This window comes from Devosia submarina, assembly GCF_003056345.1.
GTDB lineage: Bacteria > Pseudomonadota > Alphaproteobacteria > Rhizobiales > Devosiaceae > Devosia > Devosia submarina.
The window spans coordinates 41181-58664 of sequence record NZ_PYWB01000011.1; the positions used below are offsets into that span (position 1 = coordinate 41181).

Annotated in this window: 22 protein-coding genes; 21 read left to right on the plus strand and 1 reads right to left on the minus strand. The window is 59.2% G+C overall.

Features of this window, described 5'->3' with window-relative positions:
- The first annotated feature begins 62 nt into the window (after nt 1–62).
- Entirely contained in the window at nt 63–4247 is a 4185-nt protein-coding gene (gene rpoC / locus DDE77_RS16120; RefSeq protein WP_108398516.1) for a DNA-directed RNA polymerase subunit beta', read from the plus strand.
- Between the two features lie 791 nt (nt 4248–5038).
- On the opposite strand, the gene DDE77_RS16125 is transcribed toward rpoC, so the two are convergent.
- A complete protein-coding gene (locus DDE77_RS16125; RefSeq protein ID WP_157959893.1) occupies nt 5039–5515 on the minus strand; it encodes a YbjN domain-containing protein in 477 nt (158 codons plus the stop codon).
- A 461-nt stretch (nt 5516–5976) separates the two neighbouring features.
- On the opposite strand from DDE77_RS16125, the gene rpsL reads away from it, so the two are divergent.
- From rpsL to rpsH, 20 genes are all read left to right on the plus strand, one after another.
- On the plus strand, nt 5977–6348 hold the full coding sequence (gene rpsL / locus DDE77_RS16130) for a 30S ribosomal protein S12 (protein WP_108398518.1): 372 nt from the start codon (nt 5977–5979) through the stop codon (nt 6346–6348).
- Between the two features lie 12 nt (nt 6349–6360).
- Complete coding sequence (gene rpsG, locus DDE77_RS16135) at nt 6361–6831, plus strand: 30S ribosomal protein S7 (protein WP_108398519.1); 471 nt, start codon at nt 6361–6363, stop codon at nt 6829–6831.
- A gap of 12 nt (nt 6832–6843) precedes the next feature.
- Entirely contained in the window at nt 6844–8934 is a 2091-nt protein-coding gene (fusA, locus tag DDE77_RS16140; protein WP_108398520.1) for an elongation factor G, read from the plus strand.
- Nucleotides 8935–8988: 54 nt separating this feature from the next.
- Complete coding sequence (gene tuf, locus DDE77_RS16145; RefSeq protein WP_108398521.1) at nt 8989–10179, plus strand: elongation factor Tu; 1191 nt, start codon at nt 8989–8991, stop codon at nt 10177–10179.
- Nucleotides 10180–10249: 70 nt separating this feature from the next.
- Nucleotides 10250–10558: a 30S ribosomal protein S10 gene (gene rpsJ / locus DDE77_RS16150; RefSeq protein WP_056232628.1), complete on the plus strand. Its 309-nt coding sequence runs from the start codon at nt 10250–10252 to the stop codon at nt 10556–10558.
- An 86-nt stretch (nt 10559–10644) separates the two neighbouring features.
- Nucleotides 10645–11346, plus strand: a complete 702-nt coding sequence (rplC, locus tag DDE77_RS16155) for a 50S ribosomal protein L3 (protein WP_108398522.1) — start codon at nt 10645–10647, stop codon at nt 11344–11346.
- Nucleotides 11347–11967 (plus strand): 50S ribosomal protein L4, encoded by a 621-nt coding sequence (gene rplD, locus DDE77_RS16160; RefSeq protein WP_108398523.1) that lies wholly within the window; start codon nt 11347–11349, stop codon nt 11965–11967.
- Nucleotides 11964–12257, plus strand: a complete 294-nt coding sequence (locus DDE77_RS16165; RefSeq protein WP_108398524.1) for a 50S ribosomal protein L23 — start codon at nt 11964–11966, stop codon at nt 12255–12257. The genes rplD and DDE77_RS16165 overlap by 4 nt, the downstream gene beginning before the upstream one ends.
- An 18-nt stretch (nt 12258–12275) precedes the next feature.
- Nucleotides 12276–13115, plus strand: a complete 840-nt coding sequence (gene rplB, locus DDE77_RS16170; protein WP_108398525.1) for a 50S ribosomal protein L2 — start codon at nt 12276–12278, stop codon at nt 13113–13115.
- Between the two features lie 3 nt (nt 13116–13118).
- Nucleotides 13119–13397, plus strand: a complete 279-nt coding sequence (gene rpsS, locus DDE77_RS16175; RefSeq protein ID WP_108398526.1) for a 30S ribosomal protein S19 — start codon at nt 13119–13121, stop codon at nt 13395–13397.
- 1 nt (nt 13398) lies between these two features.
- Nucleotides 13399–13779 (plus strand): 50S ribosomal protein L22, encoded by a 381-nt coding sequence (gene rplV, locus DDE77_RS16180; protein WP_108398527.1) that lies wholly within the window; start codon nt 13399–13401, stop codon nt 13777–13779.
- Entirely contained in the window at nt 13779–14516 is a 738-nt protein-coding gene (rpsC, locus tag DDE77_RS16185; protein WP_108398528.1) for a 30S ribosomal protein S3, read from the plus strand. The genes rplV and rpsC overlap by 1 nt, the downstream gene beginning before the upstream one ends.
- 15 nt (nt 14517–14531) lie before the next feature.
- Complete coding sequence (gene rplP, locus DDE77_RS16190) at nt 14532–14945, plus strand: 50S ribosomal protein L16 (protein ID WP_108398529.1); 414 nt, start codon at nt 14532–14534, stop codon at nt 14943–14945.
- Nucleotides 14946–14956: 11 nt separating this feature from the next.
- Nucleotides 14957–15151, plus strand: a complete 195-nt coding sequence (rpmC, locus tag DDE77_RS16195; protein ID WP_108398530.1) for a 50S ribosomal protein L29 — start codon at nt 14957–14959, stop codon at nt 15149–15151.
- Between the two features lie 12 nt (nt 15152–15163).
- Complete coding sequence (gene rpsQ, locus DDE77_RS16200) at nt 15164–15418, plus strand: 30S ribosomal protein S17 (protein WP_108398531.1); 255 nt, start codon at nt 15164–15166, stop codon at nt 15416–15418.
- A gap of 61 nt (nt 15419–15479) precedes the next feature.
- Nucleotides 15480–15848, plus strand: coding sequence for a 50S ribosomal protein L14 (gene rplN / locus DDE77_RS16205; protein ID WP_035102635.1), 369 nt, complete (start codon nt 15480–15482; stop codon nt 15846–15848).
- Nucleotides 15848–16159 carry a 50S ribosomal protein L24 gene (gene rplX / locus DDE77_RS16210; protein WP_108398532.1) on the plus strand — a complete coding sequence of 104 codons (312 nt, stop codon included), beginning with the start codon at nt 15848–15850 and terminating at the stop codon, nt 16157–16159. The genes rplN and rplX overlap by 1 nt, the downstream gene beginning before the upstream one ends.
- On the plus strand, nt 16152–16709 hold the full coding sequence (gene rplE / locus DDE77_RS16215) for a 50S ribosomal protein L5 (RefSeq protein WP_108398533.1): 558 nt from the start codon (nt 16152–16154) through the stop codon (nt 16707–16709). Before rplX ends, rplE begins: the two co-directional genes overlap by 8 nt.
- A 31-nt stretch (nt 16710–16740) precedes the next feature.
- Complete coding sequence (gene rpsN, locus DDE77_RS16220; protein WP_108398534.1) at nt 16741–17046, plus strand: 30S ribosomal protein S14; 306 nt, start codon at nt 16741–16743, stop codon at nt 17044–17046.
- Nucleotides 17047–17058: 12 nt separating this feature from the next.
- Nucleotides 17059–17457, plus strand: a complete 399-nt coding sequence (rpsH, locus tag DDE77_RS16225; protein WP_108398535.1) for a 30S ribosomal protein S8 — start codon at nt 17059–17061, stop codon at nt 17455–17457.
- Nucleotides 17458–17484: the final 27 nt, after the last annotated feature.

Genomic DNA, 17484 nt, shown 5'->3' on the forward strand with positions numbered 1-17484 from the left:
ATTCAACTTCCTTGCCGACCGACAGTTTTGCTGCGGTCTGGCAGGGATAGAGGAGAGAATTGATGAATCATCATTCCCACGTCATGGACCCGTTCAACCCGGCCGTCCCGGTGCAGACTTTCGATCAGATGAAGATCTCGATCGCGAGCCCCGAGAAGATCCTCAGCTGGTCCTATGGCGAGATCAAGAAGCCAGAAACCATCAACTACCGTACGTTCAAGCCTGAACGCGATGGTCTGTTCTGCGCGCGTATCTTTGGACCTGTGAAGGACTATGAGTGCCTGTGCGGCAAGTACAAGCGCATGAAGTTCAAGGGCGTCATCTGCGAAAAGTGCGGTGTGGAAGTCACCCTGTCTCGCGTCCGCCGCGAGCGCATGGGCCACATTGAACTGGCCGCTCCTGTCGCCCACATCTGGTTCCTGAAGTCCCTGCCGAGCCGCATTGCCTTGCTGCTCGACATGACCCTGAAGGACATCGAGCGCATTCTTTATTTTGAGAACTATGTTGTTCTCGATGCTGGCCTCACGCCCTTCACCACCCATGAACTGCTCACCGAAGAGCAGTATTTGGATGCGCAGGACGAGTACGGTGCTGACAGCTTCACCGCCAAGATCGGCGCCGAAGCCATCCGCGACATCTTGCTCGCCCTTGATCTCGAAAAAATCGCGGCCGATCTGCGCGTCGAGATCGCCGAGTCGACCACCGAGCTGAAGCCAAAGAAGCTGGCCAAGCGCCTCAAGATCGTCGAGCAGTTCATTGTTTCGGGCAACAAGCCCGAATGGATGATCATGACCGTTATTCCGGTGATCCCACCGGAACTGCGTCCGCTCGTCCCGCTGGATGGCGGCCGCTTCGCGACCTCTGATCTCAACGACCTTTATCGTCGCGTGATCAACCGCAACAACCGCCTGAAGCGCCTGATCGAGCTGCGCGCTCCGGACATCATCATCCGCAACGAAAAGCGTATGCTGCAGGAAGCTGTGGACGCGCTGTTCGACAACGGCCGGCGTGGCCGCACCATCACCGGTGCCAACAAGCGTCCGCTGAAGTCCTTGTCCGACATGCTCAAGGGCAAGCAAGGCCGGTTCCGCCAGAACCTGCTCGGCAAGCGCGTGGACTATTCGGGCCGCTCGGTTATTACCGTTGGTCCGAACCTCAAGCTGCACCAGTGCGGTCTTCCCAAGAAGATGGCTCTCGAGCTCTTCAAGCCCTTCATCTACTCGCGCCTTGAAGCCAAGGGCTTCAGCTCGACGGTGAAGCAGGCCAAGAAGCTGGTTGAAAAGGAAAAGCCCGAAGTCTGGGATATCCTTGACGAAGTGATCCGTGAGCACCCGGTCCTGCTGAACCGCGCTCCGACGCTGCACCGTCTTGGCATCCAGGCATTCGAGCCCATCCTGATCGAAGGCAAGGCCATCCGTCTCCATCCGCTCGTCTGCTCGGCCTTCAACGCCGACTTCGACGGTGACCAGATGGCCGTGCATGTTCCGCTGTCGCTAGAAGCGCAGTTGGAAGCGCGCGTCCTGATGATGTCGACCAACAACATCCTCCATCCTGCAAACGGCCAGCCGATCATCGTGCCGTCTCAGGACATCGTGCTGGGTCTTTATTACCTGTCGCTGATGAACGAGGGTGAGCCTGGTGAAGGCATGGCGTTCAGCTCCTATGCTGAGCTCGAGCATGCGCTCGACAACAAGATCGTCACGCTGCACACCAAGATCAAAGGTCGTGTGCCTGCCTGGGACGAGAACGGCAATGAAACGACCGAGATCGTGGAAACCACGCCTGGCCGTATGCTGATCGGGCAGATTCTGCCTCGTAATCCGGCCGTGCCGTTCTCGACAGCCAACCAGCTGATGACCAAGAAGATGATCTCCAAGATGATCGACACGGTTTACCGTGGCTGTGGTCAGAAAGAGACCGTGATCTTCTGCGACCGCGTCATGCAGCTTGGTTTCAAGAACGCGTGTGACGCCGGTATTTCGTTCGGCAAGGATGACATGGTCATCCCGCAGTCGAAGTACGACATCGTCGAGGCGACCCGTAAGCAGGTCGAAGAGTTCGAGCAGCAGTACAATGACGGTCTGATCACCCAGGGCGAAAAGTACAACAAGGTTGTCGACGCCTGGGCCAAGTGCGGTGACAAGGTTGCCGAAGAGATGATGGACGCGATCCGCACCGTGCAGATCGACGAGGAGACCGGTCGTCAGAAGCCGATCAACTCGGTTTACATGATGTCTCACTCGGGTGCCCGTGGTTCGCCGGCTCAGATGAAGCAGCTTGCCGGTATGCGCGGCCTGATGGCACGTCCGGACGGCTCGATCATCGAGACTCCGATCACGGCTAACTTCAAGGAAGGCCTCAACGTTCTCGAATACTTCAACTCCACGCACGGTGCTCGTAAGGGTCTCGCGGATACGGCGTTGAAGACCGCGAACTCGGGTTACCTGACCCGCCGTCTCGTGGACGTGGCGCAGGACGCGATCATCGTGTCCGAAGACTGCGGCACCGAACGTGGCCTCACCATGGAGCCAATCGTTGATGCCGGCCAGATCGTTGCTTCGATCGGCCAGCGCGTTCTGGGACGTACGGCTGCGGATGATATCTTCCATCCGCTGACGGGCGATCTGATCGCAGCCAAGGGCACCATGCTTGAAGAAAAGCATGTCGACATCATCGAGGAAGCCCGGATCCAGTCGGTCCGCATCCGCTCGCCGCTGGTTTGCGACATGCGCCAGGGTACCTGCGCGGCCTGCTATGGTCGTGACCTTGCTCGCGGTACGCCCGTGAACATGGGTGAAGCTGTCGGCGTTATTGCCGCGCAGTCGATCGGTGAACCCGGCACGCAGCTCACCATGCGCACGTTCCACATCGGTGGTACAGCTCAGGTGGTCGACAGCTCGTTCCTTGAATCGGGTGCAGAGGGCAAGATTGCCATCCGCAACCCGAACGTGGTTCCGGTTGAAGACGGCAAGCTGGTCGTTATGGCCCGTAATGTTTCGCTTGCCATCCTTGATGCCGAGGGCAAGGAACGCGCCACCCACAAGGTAACGTATGGCTCCAAGCTCTTGGTCAAAGAAGGCGACAGCGTCCGCCGTGGCCAGCGCCTTGCCGAATGGGACCCCTATACCCGTCCGGTTCTGGCCGAGGTCGAGGGCGAGGTCGTGTTCGAGGACCTGGTCGATGGTGCTTCGGTTGCGGAAAACACCGACGAGGCGACTGGCTTCACCAAGCGCGTTGTTATCGACTGGCGCACCAACCAGCGTGGCGAGGGCCTCAAGCCTGCAATCGCCATTGCCCGTGGCGGTGCCGTGCAGAAGGTGGAACGTGGCGGCGACGCCCGTTACCTCCTGTCCGTGGATGCCGTTATTGCAGTCGAGCCAGGCGAGAGGGTCTCGCCCGGTGACGTGCTGGCCCGTATCCCGCTGGAATCGGCCAAGACCAAGGACATCACGGGCGGTCTGCCGCGCGTGGCGGAACTGTTCGAAGCACGTCGTCCCAAGGATCACGCCATCATCGCCGAGATCGATGGTACAATCCGATTCGGTCGCGACTACAAGAACAAGCGCCGCGTGATCATCGAGCCGCATGAGGATGGGGCCGAGCCCGTCGAGTATTTGATCCCCAAGGGCAAGCCGTTCCACCTCCAGGAAGGCGACGCTATCGAAAAGGGCGAATACATCCTCGACGGCAATCCGGCGCCGCATGACATCCTGGCCATCAAGGGCGTGGAAGAGCTTGCTCGTTACCTCGTCAATGAAATCCAGGAGGTCTACCGTCTGCAGGGCGTGTTGATCAACGACAAGCACATCGAGGTGATCGTTCGTCAAATGCTGCAGAAGGTTGAGATCGTGGATCCAGGTGAGTCTGGCCTGCTCAAGGACGAGCAGCTCGACAAGTTGGACTTCGACGAGCTTAACGACGCTCTGGTTGCAGAAGGCAAGAAGCCTGCAACAGCCAACCCGGTGCTGCTGGGCATCACCAAGGCGTCGCTGCAGACCCGCTCGTTCATCTCGGCCGCCTCGTTCCAGGAAACCACGCGCGTCCTTACGGAAGCCGCGGTGTCCGGCAAGGCCGACTTGCTCGAAGGTCTCAAGGAGAACGTCATCGTGGGCCGCCTGATCCCGGCTGGTACCGGCGCTGGCATTTCCTCCGCCAAGATGATCGCTGCCAAGCGCGACGACCTCATCCTGGAAGAGCGTCGCCGCCAGGCCAACACGGTCCAAATTCCGGCGCCTGCTGCGGAATAAGGCTGTTCAATATCAAGACGAGGGGAGGGGGCCGAAAGGCTCCCTTTCTTTTTGTCCAGCCGTCTGGGTTGGAGCCGTTTGTGCAGCGGGCATCCTCCTGGTGTTGCGTGGACGTGCCAAAGCGCCGCCCCGGATGCGGTGATAAGCAGCGTTGATGTGGCGAGGCCCTGCCTCGGAGTAGTTTAGTGTGTGTGAGACAGAGCTTCGCCACATCAGATGGGATTTTAGGCTGATCCCGGCGAGACTCTGGACGAGAGGCGTCAATAGCCCCCACAATCACTTCCGCCGTCCTACGGGGATCGCGACATCCCCGCCCCATCTGCCCCTTCACAAGCCGGTTCGCGCGACCCGCTGGTTAGTGAAGGCAGTGACGGGAGATTAGCGCGAGATGATGGTGGGGGGAGAAGCGGAACATCTATGGTGTGAGTGCCTGAGCGCCAGACCTGCCAAACACGCGATGTCATCCTGGACTTGATCCGGGATCCATCCCGAGATGATGCGGTTGGTCTGGACGGCTCGTTAGGACCGGCTTGCGGCTGGGGTGGGATCTTGAGATGGGCCCCGGTCGCGCTCGGGGGTGACATCGGGGGGATGGTGAGTAACGAGCGGGTGGGTGAGGGGCAAATTGATAGGCTCACCATAAGGCCATTGAAAACTCTGTGCAGGGACGAAGTTTTGGTCTGCGGATCGAGTGAGAATAACGCACGGGGGCACCGAAGTAGCGGCTGGGGGCGCATGCTTATACCAGTATCGTGCCTCACACCTGATCCAGGGAGAGCAGAACGGGCCCGCTATTGGCTCTGCCTGTATCCAACATGCTCGGCAAACTGGGTGACGACCATTTCCCACACGGCGAATTGAGAGTTCAAATATTCCGCGGACACGCCCTCTACCACATCGATATCCATCTCGACACAGGCGTCCTGTTCTGGGTCGAGGTAGGCGCGGCTGAAGCGTCTGGTGTAGTTCCAGGTGTTGATCACTTCGAGGCTGGGCTTGAGGTCAAGGAAACCCAGGTAGAAGTTGAGGTCTTCGCAGTTGCGGCGGTCGGTGCAGTTACGGAAATAGATCTGATAGCGGAGGCCGTCGATGGTGCCGTTGATCTGCGGGTCGCCATTGTCCTGCGTGGTAAGCGTTGCCGATCCATGGTTCTGCGCGATGTCCAAGATTTCGGCAGTGTCAGCGCCAGTGAGGGGGTTTTGCCCATGGGCGGAGACAGTGAAGGTGAGGGCCAAAGTGCCAGTTGTGAGAAACGATCTCCAATTCATCTCTTGTTTCCTCCAAGCAGAGCAATAAACCTGTGGTGTGGCCGGTGATGGTCTATTCTGCCCTTTTCTGGGACCACCATCTTGAAAGCTCGACATTGCTAACCATGTGTTAGCACCAGGGCGCCATAAAAGACGTCGATGCACCTCCAGCATAGTAGCTGCGTGGATTTTTCGCGAAAGAATCCTTGACGCGCGGGAGAGTCGGCTCTAAACAGCGCCTACCTAAGCGGTCGGTCGTGAATGTCACACCGGGTACCTGCCATCTGGTGCGGGCATCCAGGACACTCAAACACACTGTCAGGTAACTAGACGAAGCAAATCCTTGTGCGCATGACTGCTGCTGAAAGGCGGGTGGTCCGCTGCAATTAAGGCGCCGCCGTTCCTCTATCGGGGTCGGGCGAGCGCCGTTTTGGTTTGGTTTTGCTAGACCGCAATGAATTTTGGACGATGGAAAGAGCGCAATGCCCACCATTAATCAGCTGATCCGCAAACCACGCGCCAGCAAGCCAAAGCGGAACAAGGTTCCGGCCATGGAAGCAAATCCGCAAAAGCGCGGCGTTTGCTCTCGCGTTTATACGACCACTCCAAAGAAGCCGAACTCGGCTCTGCGCAAGGTTGCCAAGGTTCGCCTGACCAACTCGCGTGAAGTGATCTCGTATATCCCGGGCGAAGGTCACAACCTGCAGGAGCACTCCGTGGTCCTGATCCGTGGCGGCCGCGTTCGCGACCTTCCCGGCGTTCGCTATCACGTGCTCCGCGGCGTTCTCGACACGCAGAGCGTCAAGGACCGCAAGCAGCGCCGTTCGCTGTATGGCGCGAAGCGTCCTAAGTAAGGAGATCGAGATATGTCCCGTCGTCACCGCGCAGAAAAACGCGACGTTATCCCTGACGCCAAGTATGGCGATCTGGTCCTTACCAAGTTCATGAACTCGCTCATGAAGGACGGCAAGAAGTCGGCAGCCGAGAGCATCGTTTACGGCGCTTTCGACATCGTCGAAGCCAAGGTCAAGCAGAACCCGGTGGAAGTGTTCCACACCGCGCTCGACAACATCCGTCCGGCTGTTGAAGTGCGTTCGCGCCGCGTTGGTGGTGCGACCTACCAGGTACCGGTTGAAGTCCGTGCCGATCGCCAGCAGGCCCTGGCCATTCGCTGGCTCATTGAATCCGCTCGCAAGCGTGGTGAGAACACCATGCGCGAACGTCTTTCCGGTGAGCTGATGGATGCTCTCAATGGCCGTGGTCAGGCCGTCAAAAAACGCGAAGATACGCACCGTATGGCTGACGCCAACCGTGCCTTCTCGCACTACCGCTGGTAGTAGGAGCGCCATATGGCACGCGAATATCCCATCCCGCTATATCGTAACTTCGGCATCATGGCTCACATCGATGCTGGCAAGACGACCACGACCGAACGCATTCTGTTCTACACCGGCAAGTCCCACAAGATCGGCGAAGTCCACGACGGCGCTGCTACCATGGACTGGATGGAGCAGGAGCAGGAGCGAGGCATCACGATCACCTCGGCTGCCACGACCACGTTCTGGAAGGACCGTAAGGGCGTACAGCATCGTTTCAACATCATCGACACGCCCGGACACGTGGACTTCACCATCGAAGTCGAGCGTTCGCTGCGCGTGCTTGACGGTGCCGTAACCCTGCTTGATGCCAATGCTGGTGTTGAGCCGCAGACGGAAACCGTCTGGCGCCAGGCCGACAAGTATCATGTTCCGCGTCTGATCTTCGTCAATAAGATGGATAAGATCGGTGCCGACTTCTATCGCTGCGTGGAAATGATCGGTTCGCGCCTCGGCGCCAAGGCTGTCCCCGTGCAGCTGCCGATTGGTTCGGAGAGCGAGTTCAAGGGCGTTGTCGACCTGATCGAGATGAACGCCTTGGTCTGGCGCAACGAAGAACTCGGTGCCCAGTGGGACATTGTCGAGATCCCGGCAGACCTCAAGGACAAGGCCGAGAAGTATCGCGAAGCCATGGTCGAAGCCGCTGTCGAACTCGACGACGACGCCATGGAAGCGTACCTGAACGGCGAAGTTCCGAACAACGACACGATCCGTCGCTTGCTGCGTCGCGGCACGATCGATGCGAAGTTCTTCCCGGTGTTTGCTGGCTCCTCGTTCAAGAACAAGGGTGTGCAGCCGCTGTTGGACGGCGTTATCGATTTCCTGCCGGCTCCAAACGACGTTCCGGCTATTCAGGGCATCGATGCGAAGTCGGAAGAGCCGATCGAGCGTCATGCTGATGATAATGAACCGCTCTCGATGCTGGCATTCAAGATCGCCAACGACCCGCACATGGGATCGCTGACGTTCTGCCGCATCTATTCGGGTCACGTCGAGCAGGGCGCGATGCTCGAGAACACGGTCAAGGAAAAGCGCGAGCGCGTTGGCCGCATGTTCCAGATGCATGCCAACAGCCGTGAGCAGATCACTGAAGCGTATGCTGGCGACATTGTCGCTATCGTGGGCCTGAAGGACACAACCACGGGTGACACGCTCTGTGCGCAGAATGCCCAGGTGATCCTCGAGCGGATGATCTTCCCTGAGCCGGTGATCGACATCTCGGTAGAACCCAAGTCCAAGGCCGACCAGGAAAAGATGGGCCTCGCGCTCAACCGCCTGGCTGCCGAAGATCCGTCATTCCGCGTCAAGACCGATGAAGAATCGGGCCAGACGATCATCTCGGGCATGGGCGAGCTTCACCTCGACATCCTGGTTGACCGTATGCGTCGCGAATTCAAGGTCGAGGCCAATATCGGCCAGCCGCAGGTTGCGTATCGCGAAACCATCACCCGCAAGGCCGATGTGGACTATACCCACAAGAAGCAGTCGGGTGGTTCGGGCCAGTTTGCTCGCGTCAAGCTCACCGTTGAGCCAGGCGAAGTTGGCAAGGGTCTGGAGTTCGTGAACGCGGTTGTTGGTGGTTCTGTGCCCAAGGAATACATCCCGGGCGTTGAAAAGGGCATCAAGTCCGTCATGTCTGCAGGTCCGCTGATCGGCTTCCCGATCGTGGACGTGAAGGTGACGCTGACCGAAGGCGCGTACCACGACGTCGACTCTTCCGTGCTGGCGTTCGAAATCGCCGGTCGCGCTGGTTTCAACGAAGCGCTTCGCAAGGCGGCTCCGAAGATCCTCGAGCCGATCATGAAGGTTGAAGTTGTCACGCCGGAAGATTACATGGGCGATGTCATCGGTGACCTCAACTCGCGTCGTGGCCAGATCCACGGTACGGAAAGTCGCGGTGTCCTCCAGGTCGTGAACGCCTACGTTCCGCTCGCGAACATGTTCGGCTACGTGAACTCTCTGCGCTCCATGAGCCAGGGTCGTGCACAGTACTCGATGGTGTTCGATCACTACGAGCAGGTTCCGCAGGCTGTCGCGGACGAAGTCCAGGCCAAGTACGCCTAAACAAGAAACTGAAACTCAAGGTTGGCCGCAGGGCTAACGAATACGGAGAGAAGCATGGGCAAGGAAAAGTTTTCCCGCAACAAGCCTCACTGCAACATCGGCACCATCGGTCACGTTGACCATGGCAAGACCTCGTTGACCGCAGCGATCACCAAGATCCTGGCTGAAACTGGCGGCGCAACCTTCAAGGACTACGCGTCGATCGACAGCGCGCCCGAAGAGAAGGCACGCGGCATCACCATCAACACCTCGCACGTCGAGTATGAGACGCAGAACCGTCACTACGCTCACGTCGACTGCCCAGGCCACGCCGACTATGTGAAGAACATGATCACCGGCGCTGCCCAGATGGACGGCGCGATCCTGGTCGTGTCGGCTGCCGACGGCCCGATGCCCCAGACCCGTGAGCACATCCTGCTCGCCCGTCAGGTTGGCGTTCCTGCGCTGGTCGTGTTCCTGAACAAGTGCGACATGGTCGACGATCCGGAACTGCTCGAGCTCGTTGAGCTGGAAGTTCGCGAACTGCTGTCGTCCTATGAATTCCCAGGCGACGACATTCCGATCATCAAGGGTTCGGCTCTCGCCGCCCTTGAAGACAGCGACAAAAAGCTCGGCCACGACGCCGTTCTCGAACTGATGCGCAATGTTGACGAATACATTCCGCAGCCAGAGCGTCCGGTTGACCAGCCCTTCCTGCTCCCGATCGAAGACGTGTTCTCGATCTCGGGTCGTGGTACGGTTGTGACCGGTCGTGTTGAACGCGGCATCGTCAAGGTTGGTGAAGAAGTCGAGATCGTCGGCATCAAGGCAACCCAGAAGACCACCGTTACCGGCGTTGAAATGTTCCGCAAGCTGCTCGACTCGGGCCAGGCTGGCGACAACATCGGCGCGCTGATCCGCGGTATCGATCGCACTCAGGTTGAGCGCGGCCAGGTTCTCTGCAAGCCAGGTTCCGTGACCCCGCACACCGACTTCGTTGCTGAGGCCTATATCCTCACCAAGGAAGAAGGCGGCCGTCATACGCCATTCTTCGGCAACTACCGTCCGCAGTTCTACTTCCGTACCACGGACGTGACGGGCATCGTGACCCTGCCGGAAGGCACGGAAATGGTTATGCCTGGCGACAACATCAACATGAACGTTCAGCTCATCGTTCCGATCGCCATGGAAGAGAAGCTCCGCTTCGCTATCCGTGAAGGTGGCCGCACTGTCGGCGCCGGCGTCGTCGCGAAGATCCTGAAGTAAGCCCTTTTAAGATATTCGCGGCGCGCGGATAAACGTGCGCCGCGATCCATTTTCGTCAGGATTACACAAGATGAACGGTCAGAATATTCGCATCCGCCTCAAGGCGTTTGACCACCGCGTTCTCGACGCTTCGACGCGCGAGATTGTGTCGACGGCCAAGCGTACGGGCGCGCAGGTTCGCGGGCCGATCCCGCTGCCGACGCGAATCGACAAATTTACCGTCAACCGCTCTCCGCACATCGACAAGAAGTCGCGCGAGCAGTTCGAGATCCGGACCCACAAGCGTCTCCTTGACATCGTGGACCCGACCCCTCAGACGGTTGATGCACTCATGAAGCTCGATCTCGCCGCCGGCGTCGACGTCGAAATCAAGCTCTAAGACTACGACAAGTTTCCGCGCCTACCGCAAAAAGGGTCCTCTGAAACCATGACCCGGTATGGCGCCAAAAGAGAAGGTAACAACCGATGCGTTCTGGATTGATCGCACAGAAGCTGGGCATGACCCGCATCTTCGCCGAGGACGGCTCGCACGTCCCCGTGACGGTGCTGGAACTGCAGAACTGCCAGGTGGTAGGCCAGCGGACCGCAGACAAGGACGGCTATGTCGCCCTGCAGCTTGGCGCAGGCCAGGCCAAGGTCAAGAACACGACCAAGGCAGAACGCGGCCAGTTCGCCGTTGCCAAGGTGGAGCCCAAGCGCCACGTCGCGGAATTCCGCGTCGATGAAGCCAACCTCATCGAGGTCGGTGCCACGCTGCAGGCTGACCATTTCGTCGAAGGCCAGCTGGTGGACGTCACCGGTACTTCGATCGGCAAGGGCTTTGCCGGCGGCATGAAGCGCTGGAACTTCGGCGGCCTGCGTGCTTCGCACGGCGTGTCGGTTTCGCACCGCTCGATCGGTTCTACCGGTGGTCGTCAGGACCCGGGTAAGACCTTCAAGAACAAGAAGATGCCGGGCCACATGGGCGATCGTCGCATCACCACGCAGAACCTCAAGGTCGTTAAGACCGACGTCGAGCGCGGTTTGATCATGATCCAGGGTTCGGTTCCCGGCGCCAAGGGCGCTTGGATCATGATCAAGGACGCGGTGAAGAAGCCAGCTCCTCAGGGCGCTGCTTTCCCGGGCTCGTTCAAGGCCGCCGCTGAAGTCGCGGGGGAAGGTAAGTAAATGGAACTCAACGTAACAACCCTCGACGGTAAGGCCGCTGGTTCCATCCAGCTCGCCGACGACGTCTTTGGTCTGGAGGTCCGTCAGGACATCCTGCACCGCATGGTTCGCTACCAGCAGCTCAAGGCAATGGCCGGCACGCACGATGTGAAGCATCGTTCGGAAGGCGCGCGCACGGGCAAGAAGTTCGTGAAGCAGAAGGGCTCGGGCGGCGCTCGTCATGGCGATCGCAAGGCTCCCCAGTTCCGTGGTGGTGGCCGTGCATTCGGTCCGACGCCGCGTAGCCATGCGATCGATCTTCCCAAGAAGGTCCGCGCCCTGGCGCTCAAGCATGCGCTGTCGTCCAAGGCTCGCTCCGGCTCGCTCGTCGTTGTTGACAGCATCGCCCAGCAGGAAGCCAAGACGGCAAGCCTTCTGGCGACCTTCGGCAAGCTCGAGTGGACCAATGCTCTGATCATCGACGGTGCAGCGGTTGACCAGAACTTTGCCCTGTCGGCTCGCAACATTCCGCATATCGACGTCTTGCCGGTGCAGGGGATCAACGTTGTGTCGATCCTCAAGCGCGACAAGCTCGTCCTGACCAAGGCAGCGCTTGAAGCGCTGGAAGCGAGGTTCGCATGAACAGGCTCAGCGCTTACGACATCGTCCGCAATCCGGTCGTGACTGAGAAGTCGACGCTGGCTTCGGAAAACAACCAGATCGTTTTCGACGTTGCGATCGATGCCAACAAGACCGACATCAAGGCTGCCGTCGAGCAGCTCTTCTCGGTCAAGGTCAAGGCAGTGAACACCCTGGTCCGCAAGGGCAAGGTGAAGCGCTTCCGCGGCCGCATCGGTACGCGCAACGACGTCAAGAAGGCGATCGTGACCCTCGTCGACGGCCAGTCGATCGACATCTCGACCGGCCTCTAAGGGACAAGAGACAGACAAATGGCTCTAAAAACTTACAATCCGACCTCCGAAGGCCGTCGTCAGCTGATCACGACCGATCGTTCGGAACTCTGGAAGGGCGCTCCGGTCAAGACCTTGACCGAAGGCCTGTCCAAGTCCGGTGGCCGCAACAATCGCGGCCGGATCACCACGTTCCACCGTGGTGGCGGGCACAAGCGCACCTATCGCATGATCGACTTCAAGCGCGTCAAGTTCGATGCGGTTGGAACGGTTGAGCGTCTGGAATATGATCCGAACCGCACGGCTTGGATCGCGCTGATCAAGTACGAAGACGGCGAACTCGCGTATATCGTGGCTCCGCAGCGTTTGTCGGCTGGCGACAAGGTCATCTCGTCGATGAACACTGTCGACGTGAAGCCAGGCAATGCCATGCCGCTCGAGCGTATGCCGGTCGGGACGATCGTGCACAACATCGAGCTCAAGCCCCGCAAGGGTGGCCAGGTTGCCCGTTCGGCTGGTGCTTATGCCCAGTATGTCGGTCGTGACCAGGGTTGGGCGATCCTTCGCCTCAACTCGGGCGAACAGCGTCGCGTGCATGGCACTTGCCTTGCAACGGTTGGCGCCGTATCGAACCAGGATCACTCCAACACCTCGCTCGGCAAGGCTGGTCGTGCTCGTTGGCTGGGCCGCAAGCCCGTTAACCGCGGCGTGACCATGAACCCGATCGATCACCCACATGGTGGTGGTGAAGGCCGTACGTCTGGTGGCCGTCATCCGGTTACGCCCTGGGGCAAGCCGACCAAGGGCAAGAAGACACGCAGCAACAAGGCGACGGACCAGTTTATCGTTCGCAGCCGTCACGTGAAGAAGGGCAGGTAAGCCATGACCCGTTCAATCTGGAAGGGGCCGTTTGTCGACGGCTACATGCTCAAGAAGGCGGAAAAGGCCCTCTCATCTGGCCGCAACGATGTGGTCAAGATCTGGAGCCGCCGCTCGACCATCCTGCCGCAGTTCGTGGGTATCACGTTCGGCGTGCACAATGGCCACAAGCACATCCCGGTCAGCGTCACCGAAGACATGATCGGTCACAAGTTCGGCGAGTTCGCACCGACCCGTACCTATTACGGTCATGCGGCCGACAAGAAGGCCAAGAGGAAGTAAGATGGGCAAGCCAAAAACTGAGCGCGCTCTCAAGGACAACGAGGCTAAGGCTGTTTTGCGCATGCTGCGCATCAGCCCTCAGAAGCTGAACCTCGTCGCGCAGTTGATCCGTGGCAAGAAGGTTGAGAAGGCTCTGGCCGATCTCGAATTCAGCCACAAGCGCATCTCTGGCCAGGTCAAGAAGGTGCTGGAAAGCGCCATCGCGAACGCCGAGAACAACCATGGTCTCGATACCGACGCTCTCGTCGTTGCCGAAGCCTTTGTGGGTAATTCGCTGGTGATGAAGCGTTTCATGGCTCGTGGCCGTGGTCGCTCCTCGCGCATCGAGAAGCCATTCTCGCATCTGACGATCGTCGTCCGGCAAGTTGAGGAGGCCGCATAATGGGCCAGAAGATCAATCCAATCGGCTTCCGCCTCGGCATCAACCGTACGTGGGACAGCCGCTGGTTCGCCAATCGTGGTGAGTACGGCTCCCTCTTGCAGGAAGACCTCAAGATCCGCACGATGCTGCTGGACGACCTTAAGGCCGCCGCAGTTTCCAAGATCGTCATCGAGCGTCCGCACCGCAAGTGCCGCGTGTCGATCCACACTGCCCGTCCGGGCATCGTGATCGGCAAGAAGGGCGCTGACATCGACAAGATCCGCGCCAAGGTGAAGAAGTTCACCGACTCGGAAGTGCACATCAACATCGTTGAAGTGCGCAAGCCTGAAACCGACGCGACGCTGGTTGCCCAGGGCATTGCCCAGCAGCTGGAACGCCGTGTGGCATTCCGCCGCGCCATGAAGCGCGCTGTACAAACCGCGATCCGCATGGGTGCCGGTGGTATCCGCGTGAACGTTGGTGGCCGTCTTGGCGGTGCCGACATCGCGCGTACCGAATGGTACCGCGAGGGCCGCGTTCCGCTGCATACCCTGCGTGCAGATATCGACTATGGTACGGCTGAAGCCGAGACCACATATGGCATCATCGGGATCAAGGTTTGGATCTTCAAGGGCGAAGTCCTCGAGCATGATCCCACCGCCCATGAGCGCCGCGCTACCGAAGGTAGTGAAGGTGGTCAGCGTAGTGAACGTGAACCGCGCCGCGAGCGTGGCGATCGTGACCGCGAACGCGCATAAGAAGGTTAGTTCATTATGCTGCAACCAAAAAAGACCAAGTTCCGCAAGGCTCACAAGGGCCGCATCCACGGCGTTGCCAAGGGTGGCACCGAGCTGGCTTTCGGCCAGTATGCCTTGAAGGCGACTGAACCCGAGCGCGTCACTGCTCGCCAGATCGAAGCGGCTCGCCGCGCGATCACTCGCGAAATGAAGCGTCAGGGTCGTGTATGGATCCGGATTTTCCCGGACCTGCCAGTCTCCAAGAAGCCGACCGAAGTTCGTATGGGTAAGGGCAAGGGTTCTGTTGAATTCTGGGCCGCCCGTGTGAAGCCAGGCCGTATCGTATTCGAGATCGACGGCGTCCCAGAGGACGTTGCCAAGGAAGCTCTGCGCCTCGGCGCCATGAAGCTCCCGATCATGACGCGGGTTGTTACCCGCATTGCCGACTAAGGACAGCGAGCATGAAAGCCAGTGATGTGCGGAGCAAGACCGCAGACGAACTGAAGGATCAGCTCGTCGCCTTGAAGAAAGAACAGTTCAATCTGCGTTTCCAGCGTGCTACCCAGCAGCTCGAAAAGCCGACCGAGGTCAAGAAGGTTCGCCGCGATATCGCGCGGATCAAGACGATCCTCGCCGAAAAGAACGCAGCGAAGTAAGGAGCCGCGACCATGCCAAAGCGCGTTTTGCAGGGGACTGTGGTCTCCGACGCCAATGAGAAGACGGTCGTGGTGCGCGTCGAGCGCCGGTTCACGCATCCCGTGATGAAGAAGACCGTGCGCCGTTCGAAGAAGTACCATGCCCATGATGAGGCCAATGTGGCCAAGGTCGGGGACATCGTGTGGATCGAAGAGACTGCACCGATTTCCAAGAACAAGCGCTGGACGCTTGTGACGGAAGCGCCAGCAGCGGCTCCCTCCGCGTAAGTTTAGATTCAAGGTCGGCGAGCCGGGGACGGCGGCCGATTCAACAAGAAGGCATCCAGTCATGATTCAGATGCAATCAAATCTCGACGTCGCGGATAATTCCGGCGCGCGTCGCGTCATGTGCATCAAGGTGCTGGGCGGCTCGCATCGCAAATACGCCTCGGTCGGCGACATCATCGTCGTTTCGGTCAAGGACGCTATCCCGCGTGGCCGCGTTAAGAAGGGTCAGGTCATGAAGGCCGTGGTGGTCCGCACCGCGTTCGACATCCGCCGCCCCGATGGCACGGTGATCCGTTTCGACAAGAACGCCGCGGTTCTGATCAACAATCAGAAAGAGCCGATCGGCACCCGTATCTTCGGACCAGTTCCGCGCGAACTCCGCGCCAAGAACCACATGAAGATCATCTCGCTCGCACCAGAGGTGCTGTAATGGCCGCCAAGATCAAGAAGGGCGATAAGGTCGTCGTCCTGGCAGGCAAGGACAAAGGCAAAACCGGCCAGGTCCTGTCCGTCATCCCGACCGAAACCAAGGCTGTTGTCCAGGGCATCAACCTGGTCAAACGCCACACCAAGCAGACCGCGTCGACCGATGCCGGCATCTTCACCAAGGAAGCGCCGATCCACCTGTCGAACCTCGCGATCGCCGATGCCAATGGCAAGCCCACGCGCGTCGGTTTCCAGATCAAGGACGGCGTGAAGACCCGCGTCGCAAAATCGACCGGAGATTCGATCGATGGCTGAGACCGCTTACATTCCGCGTCTCCGGACCGAGTATGACCAGAACATCCGCAAGGCTTTGTCCGAGCAGTTCGGCTACAAGAACGTCATGGAGCTCCCGCGCCTTGACAAGATCGTGCTGAACATGGGCGTTGGCGAAGCCGTCAACGATACCAAGAAGGTCAAGTCGGCTGCTGCCGAGATGGAAAAGATCGCTGGCCAGAAGCCCGTGATCACCTATGCTCGCAAGTCGATCGCCGGCTTCAAGGTCCGTGAGGACATGCCGCTGGGCGTGAAGGTTACCCTGCGCAAGACTCGTATGTACGAGTTTCTTGACCGTCTGGTGAACATCGCGCTGCCGCGCGTTCGTGACTTCCGTGGGTTGAACCCCAACTCCTTTGATGGCCGTGGCAATTATGCTATGGGCATCAAGGAACACATCATCTTCCCCGAAATCAACTATGATCAGATTGATCAGGTCTGGGGCATGGACATCGTGATCGCCACGACGGCCAGGACGGATGATGAAGCACGCGCGCTGCTCAAGGCATTCAACTTCCCCTTCCGCACGTAAGCGGTAAAGGGAAGGGATAAAGGATCAGGACATGGCAAAGACCAGCTCCATCGAAAAGAACAACAAGCGCGCAGCGCTGGCCAAGCAGTATGCTGGCAAGCGCGCCGCTCTCAAGGCACAGACCAAGGATCAGTCGATCCCCATGGATCAGCGCTTCGCCGCCCAGCTCAAGCTGGCCGAGCTGCCGCGCAATTCCGCCAAGGTGCGTGTGCGCAACCGCTGCGAAGTTTCGGGTCGTCCGCGTGGCTATTACCGCAAGCTGAAGATGAGCCGTATCGCTCTGCGTCAGCTGGGCAATATGGGTCAGATTCCTGGCCTGGTTAAGTCGAGCTGGTAAGGAGAAACGACCATGAGCTTTTCCGATCCAATCGGCGATATGCTGACCCGCATCCGCAATGCGCAGATGCGTCGCAAGGATTCCGTTTCGACACCAGCCTCGACCCTGCGGGGTCGGGTGCTGGACGTTCTCCAGTCCGAGGGTTTCATCCGCGGCTATTCGGAGACCAAGTTTGAGAACGGTGCTTCCGAGTACGAAATTGAACTGAAGTACTCGGACAACGAGGCTGTTATCCGCACGATCGAGCGCGTTTCGCGTCCTGGCCGTCGCGTTTACGCTTCCGTCAAGAACATTCCTCAGGTGGCAAATGGCTTGGGTGTCTCGATCCTGTCCACCCCCAAGGGTGTGATGGCCGATCACGAAGCCAAGGCTGCCAATGTTGGTGGCGAGGTACTCTGCCGCGTATTCTAAGGCTTACGGCCTTGGGATCCGGGGTAA